This window comes from Caldisericia bacterium (assembly GCA_021158845.1).
Classification (GTDB): Bacteria; Caldisericota; Caldisericia; order B22-G15; family B22-G15; genus B22-G15.
Genome location: JAGGSY010000125.1, coordinates 1 through 4,889, shown reverse-complemented (window position 1 = coordinate 4,889; position 4,889 = coordinate 1). Strand labels below are relative to the sequence as shown.

The window sequence follows — 4,889 nt, the reverse complement described above, 5'->3', positions numbered from 1 at the left end:
ACATCACTTTTTTCAAGAGCTTCCACATCCCTTCTATATATATCCCTATCAGACATGTACCTTTCTCTACTCTTACGGTTAATATTAAACTCTGTGGTAACTTCATGCCCCATCTCTTTCAAGAGTTTATAAACAGTTTGAATTATTTCTTCATCAGGGGTTCCTCCTCTTATGGAAAAGGCAAAATAAACCTTCATCTTCTCCTCCTTGTAACTTAACATTTTCTTGTTTCTCTATTATTATAAAAGAGAGGTGAGAAATGGAAAAGATTATTCTTTATATTTTCTCTTATATTTATGGAAGTATCCCGTTTGGATTAATACTTGTAAGAGTTATTAAGGGTGTGGATATTAGAAAAATAGGTAGTGGAAACATTGGAGCTACCAATGTTTCAAGGGTTCTTGGTTTAAAGTTGGGTCTTGTATCTGGAATTCTTGATGTATCAAAGGGATTAATTCCAGTTATTATAGGAAAATACCTTGGTTTATCCACTATGGAACTCTTCTTTGCTGGTTTTTTAGGGGTGGTGGGGCATGATTTTTCTATATTCCTCTCCTTTAAAGGGGGAAAGGGAGTTGCATCCACACTCGGTTTTATTCTTGCCTTAAATCCTCTGGTTATCTTAATTGAGATTGTTCCATTCTTTGTTACCTTCTTTATAACAAGAATCGTTTCCCTATCCTCCATACTTGCTCTCATTTTCCTTCCCATATCCTTTCTCATTGTGGGAGATAGAACCCTTGCTCTCCTTTCACTTATTCCTGCAGCTCTTGGAATTCTAAGACACAGGGAGAACATAGAGAGACTCATCTATGGTATTGAAAAGAAGTTTGGTGAAAAGGAACTTGTGGAGACTGAAATCTTAAAGGAGGATAGCTTCGGTCTAAATAGAGCAAAGGATCTTTTAGCAGAGGGAAAAGTAGGAATTATTCCCACAGATACAGTCTATGGATTATGCACAAATGCTTTGAATAGAGAAGGCATAAAGAGAATCTATAGAATAAAGAGGAGAGACATAAAGAAACCACTTGTCCTTTTTGTAAAAGACAAGGGGGAGATTGAGAAGTACGGAGTTGTAAATGATACCGCAAGGAAATTAATAGATAGTTTTATTCCAGGACCAATTACCATAGTTTTAAAGAGAAGGGAGGGAGCGCCCAAGATCTCCTTGAGAGATATTGATACAATAGGAATAAGAATCCCGGATGAGGAGTTTGTTATAAATTTACTTAAAAACCTTGATTTTCCCCTTGCAACCACAAGTGCAAATTTATCAGGAGAGGAAACTCCAAAGGATATTTCCTCCTTGAAGAAAACTTTTTCAGGTATTGTTGATTTTATTGTGGATGGAGGAGAAAAAGGCGGAACTCCCTCCACAGTTGTTTCTATTATTGGAGAGGATGTTAAAATTTTAAGAGAGGGAAGAATTAAGAAAGAGGAGGTCCTTAAGATAATTAATGAGTAAGGAGGATTAGATGAGAATAGCCATTGGTTCTGACCATGCAGGTTTTTCCTTGAAGGAGGAGATAAAGAAGATTTTAACTGATTACGAAGTTATTGATGTGGGAACAAATTCAAGTGAATCTGTAGATTATCCTGACTTTGCAAAAAAGGTGGGAGAGCTTGTGAGAGAAAAGGAGGTAGACTTTGGGATTTTAATCTGTGGAACAGGGATTGGTATGAGTATTACAGCTAATAAAATTAAGGGTGTCTATGCCGCTTTAGCCTACAATATCCTTACCGCATCACTTGCAAGAAGGCACAACAATGCCAACGTTCTATGTATTGGTGGAAGGATGGTTGGGACAGAGCTTGCGAAGGAGATGGTAAAGACTTTCCTGTCCACAGATTTTGAGGGAGGAAGACACGAGAGGAGGATTAACAAGATAAAAGATGTTGAAAATTTATAATAATTATATATAATAAATAATGCAAGAAATTTTAAATAATAAGGAGGTAAACTATGTTATGTGATATTTGCCATAAAAGACCTGCTACCATTACTGTTACACAGATAGTTAATGGAGAGAAAAAGGTTCTTCATATATGTGATGTATGTGCAAGGGAGTATGGATATATAAAGGATTCCTTCTCTCTATTTTCACCCTTTGAGGATTTCTTCCAGGATGAGTTCTCCAAATTCTTCTCATCACCAGAGCCAACACCAAGATATGATCTCTTCTCTGGAGAGGCAGAGGAGAGTATCCTTGAGGCAGAGAAGATTGCCAAGGAACTTGGTGAGAGTGAGATAAAAACTGAGCACCTGCTCCTTGCACTTTTAAGAAAAGCTGATTTTGTTAAGGGAATCCTCTCATCTCTTGGAGTAAACCTGAAGGAGCTTGAAACTGAGGTTCTCTCCTACATGAAGAAAAAGGATAGAGGAGTGGAGGAGGTGTCCTTTTCTCCAAGGGTAAAGAGAGTTCTTGAGCTTGCCCAGAGAGAGGCTGAAGCTATGGGAAGTGGATACATTGGTTCAGAACATCTTCTTCTCGGTCTCATTGATGAAGGAGAGGGAATTGCAGCAAGGATACTAAAGGATAAGAATCTTACAAGGGATAATTTACTTAAGGCAATATTAAAGAGAGAAAAGATGGCAAAGGAGGAGAAGTTCTCTGAAACCCCAACCCTTGATCAGTTTGGTAGAGACCTGACAAAACTTGCAAAGGAGGGAAAGCTTGATCCTGTAATTGGAAGGGAAAAGGAGATAGCAAGAGTATTAAGGATTCTTTCAAGGAGAACCAAAAACAACCCTGTTCTTATTGGAGAGCCAGGGGTTGGTAAAACTGCAATTGTTGAAGGGATTGCACAGAGAATTGCATCGGGAAAGGTGCCAGATGTGTTAAAGAACAAGAGACTCATCGCCCTTGATATTGGAGGTCTTGTTGCTGGAACGAAGTATAGGGGAGAGTTTGAAGAGAGAATGAAGAAACTCCTTGATGAGATAAAGAGAAATGAGGGAAAGATTATAACCTTTATAGATGAGTTGCATACAGTTGTTGGAGCAGGTGGTGCAGAGGGTGCTGTTAACGCATCAAATATTCTTAAACCTGCCCTTGCCAGGGGAGAGATGCAGTGTATTGGAGCAACAACCATTGGAGAGTACAGAAAATACATAGAGAAGGACCCAGCCCTTGAAAGAAGATTCCAGCCGGTGCTTGTAAGCGAACCTACAGTTGAGCAGACAATTGAGATTTTAAGGGGACTTAAGGATAAGTATGAAGCTCACCATAGAGTTAAAATATCAGATGATGCAATAGTAGCTGCTGCAACACTTTCAGATAAGTATATAACAGATAGATTCCTCCCAGACAAAGCAATAGATCTTATAGATGAAGCTGCAGCTAAAGTGAAACTTGAACAGAAGGGAGAACCAGAGACGATAAAGAAACTCGAGGAGGATTTAAAGAGAGTTCAAAGGGAGAAGGAAGCTGCTGTAAAGGCAGAGGATTTTGAGAAGGCGGCAAAGCTAAAGAAACTTGAGGAGGAACTCACCAAGAAGTTAGAGGAGGAAAAGAAGAAGTGGAATAAGGAAAAGGGAGGAGATGTACCTGTAGTCACCTACGAAGATGTTGCTGAAGTTGTCTCTGAATGGACAGGTATTCCTGTTTCAAAGCTTGTGGAGGAGGAAGTTAAGAAACTTATGAGGATGGAGGAGGAACTTCACAAGAGGATTGTTGGTCAGGATGAGGCAGTAAAGGCAGTTTCAGAAGCTATAAGAAGAGCAAGAGCAGGACTTAAGGATCCAAAGAAACCGATAGGTTCCTTCATGTTTCTTGGACCAACAGGTGTTGGAAAAACTGAGCTTGCGAAAGCTCTTGCAGAGTTCCTGTTTGGTGATGAAAACGCCCTTGTAAGATTTGATATGAGTGAATACATGGAAAAACATGCTGTTTCAAAACTTATAGGCGCACCACCTGGATATGTGGGATATGAAGAGGGGGGACAGCTGACAGAGATAGTGAGAAGAAAGCCATACTCTGTAATTCTACTTGATGAGATAGAGAAAGCCCATCCAGATGTATTCAACATTCTTTTACAGATACTTGATGATGGAAGACTCACCGATTCCAAGGGAAGAACTGTAGATTTTAAAAACACAGTTATAATTATGACTTCAAATCTTGGAAGTGATACACTTTTATCCATTGATCCAAGAGATAAGGAGCAGTTTGAAAGGGCAAAGGCAAGAATCCTTGACATGCTTAAGATAAAGTTCAGACCGGAGTTTTTAAACAGAATTGACGAGATAATTGTTTTCCACCCCTTGACAAAGGAGCATATTAAGGCTATAGTTAAACTTCTGATTGAAAGAGTGAGGAGGACTCTGAGAGGACAGGGAATGGACCTTGAGTTAACAGAAAAAGCTATAGAGAAGATTGCAGAGGAGGGTTTTGATCCAACCTTTGGAGCAAGACCACTGAGAAGAACCATTCAGAGGGAGATAGAGAATGTGATTGCAAAGAAGATAATAGAAGGTGATTTTAAAGAAGGTGATACAATTATAGTTGATGTGGATGAAAAGGGAGAATTTGTCTTTAGAAAGAAGGAGGTAACAAAGCAATGAGGGAAGCCTTACTATTTGTTCAATTGCTTCTGTCCATATCTGTAATAGTGAGTATTCTATTTCAGACTCCCAAGGGAGCTGGTCTTGGTGCCATATCTGGAGGAGCACACCTTTTTCATGTGAAGAAGAGAAAGGATGTTATTCTTGAGAAGATAGCTCTTGTTTCTGCCATAGGATTTGGTTCACTCTCACTTATCCTTACAATACTTGGTGTTTAGGACTGAAAAAGTTCAGAAACATATTGGAATCCCTTAGTAGTAATAATACATATATTAGAAGTATCAATAGGAAGAGGTGTGGAAGATGAGACTATTCTGTATCTATA

General features: G+C 39.0%; 5 protein-coding genes. 4 read left to right on the top strand and 1 reads right to left on the bottom strand.

Annotated features, from left to right (window positions below; translation table 11 throughout):
- On the bottom strand, positions 1 to 197 hold a 197-nt coding region (locus tag J7J33_04665), incomplete at its 3' end, for a nucleoside 2-deoxyribosyltransferase (protein MCD6168579.1).
- 62 nt (positions 198 to 259) lie between these two features.
- Between J7J33_04665 and J7J33_04660 the strand changes: the two genes are divergently transcribed.
- Genes J7J33_04660 through secG form a run of 4 tightly spaced genes read left to right on the top strand, consistent with a single transcriptional unit; the run spans position 260 to position 4,782 of the window.
- The gene (locus J7J33_04660; protein MCD6168578.1) at positions 260 to 1,465 is read left to right on the top strand and encodes a threonylcarbamoyl-AMP synthase; all 1,206 of its coding nucleotides are present in this window, start codon (positions 260 to 262) and stop codon (positions 1,463 to 1,465) included.
- A 10-nt stretch (positions 1,466 to 1,475) separates the two neighbouring features.
- Positions 1,476 to 1,910, top strand: coding sequence for a ribose 5-phosphate isomerase B (rpiB, locus tag J7J33_04655; GenBank protein ID MCD6168577.1), 435 nt, complete (start codon positions 1,476 to 1,478; stop codon positions 1,908 to 1,910).
- Positions 1,911 to 1,963: 53 nt separating this feature from the next.
- Positions 1,964 to 4,564, top strand: a complete 2,601-nt coding sequence (locus tag J7J33_04650; GenBank protein MCD6168576.1) for an AAA family ATPase — start codon at positions 1,964 to 1,966, stop codon at positions 4,562 to 4,564.
- Complete coding sequence (gene secG / locus J7J33_04645; protein ID MCD6168575.1) at positions 4,561 to 4,782, top strand: preprotein translocase subunit SecG; 222 nt, start codon at positions 4,561 to 4,563, stop codon at positions 4,780 to 4,782. Before J7J33_04650 ends, secG begins: the two co-directional genes overlap by 4 nt.
- The last annotated feature ends 107 nt before the right edge of the window (positions 4,783 to 4,889 follow it).

Excerpts from the sequence above, each read along its gene's own strand:
- J7J33_04650 (MCD6168576.1), top strand. The coding sequence starts at position 1,964 with ATGTTATGTGATATTTGCCATAAAAGACCTGCTACCATTACTGTTACA.
- secG (MCD6168575.1), top strand. The coding sequence starts at position 4,561 with ATGAGGGAAGCCTTACTATTTGTTCAATTGCTTCTGTCCATATCTGTA.
- J7J33_04660 (MCD6168578.1), top strand. The coding sequence starts at position 260 with ATGGAAAAGATTATTCTTTATATTTTCTCTTATATTTATGGAAGTATC.
- rpiB (MCD6168577.1), top strand. The coding sequence starts at position 1,476 with ATGAGAATAGCCATTGGTTCTGACCATGCAGGTTTTTCCTTGAAGGAG.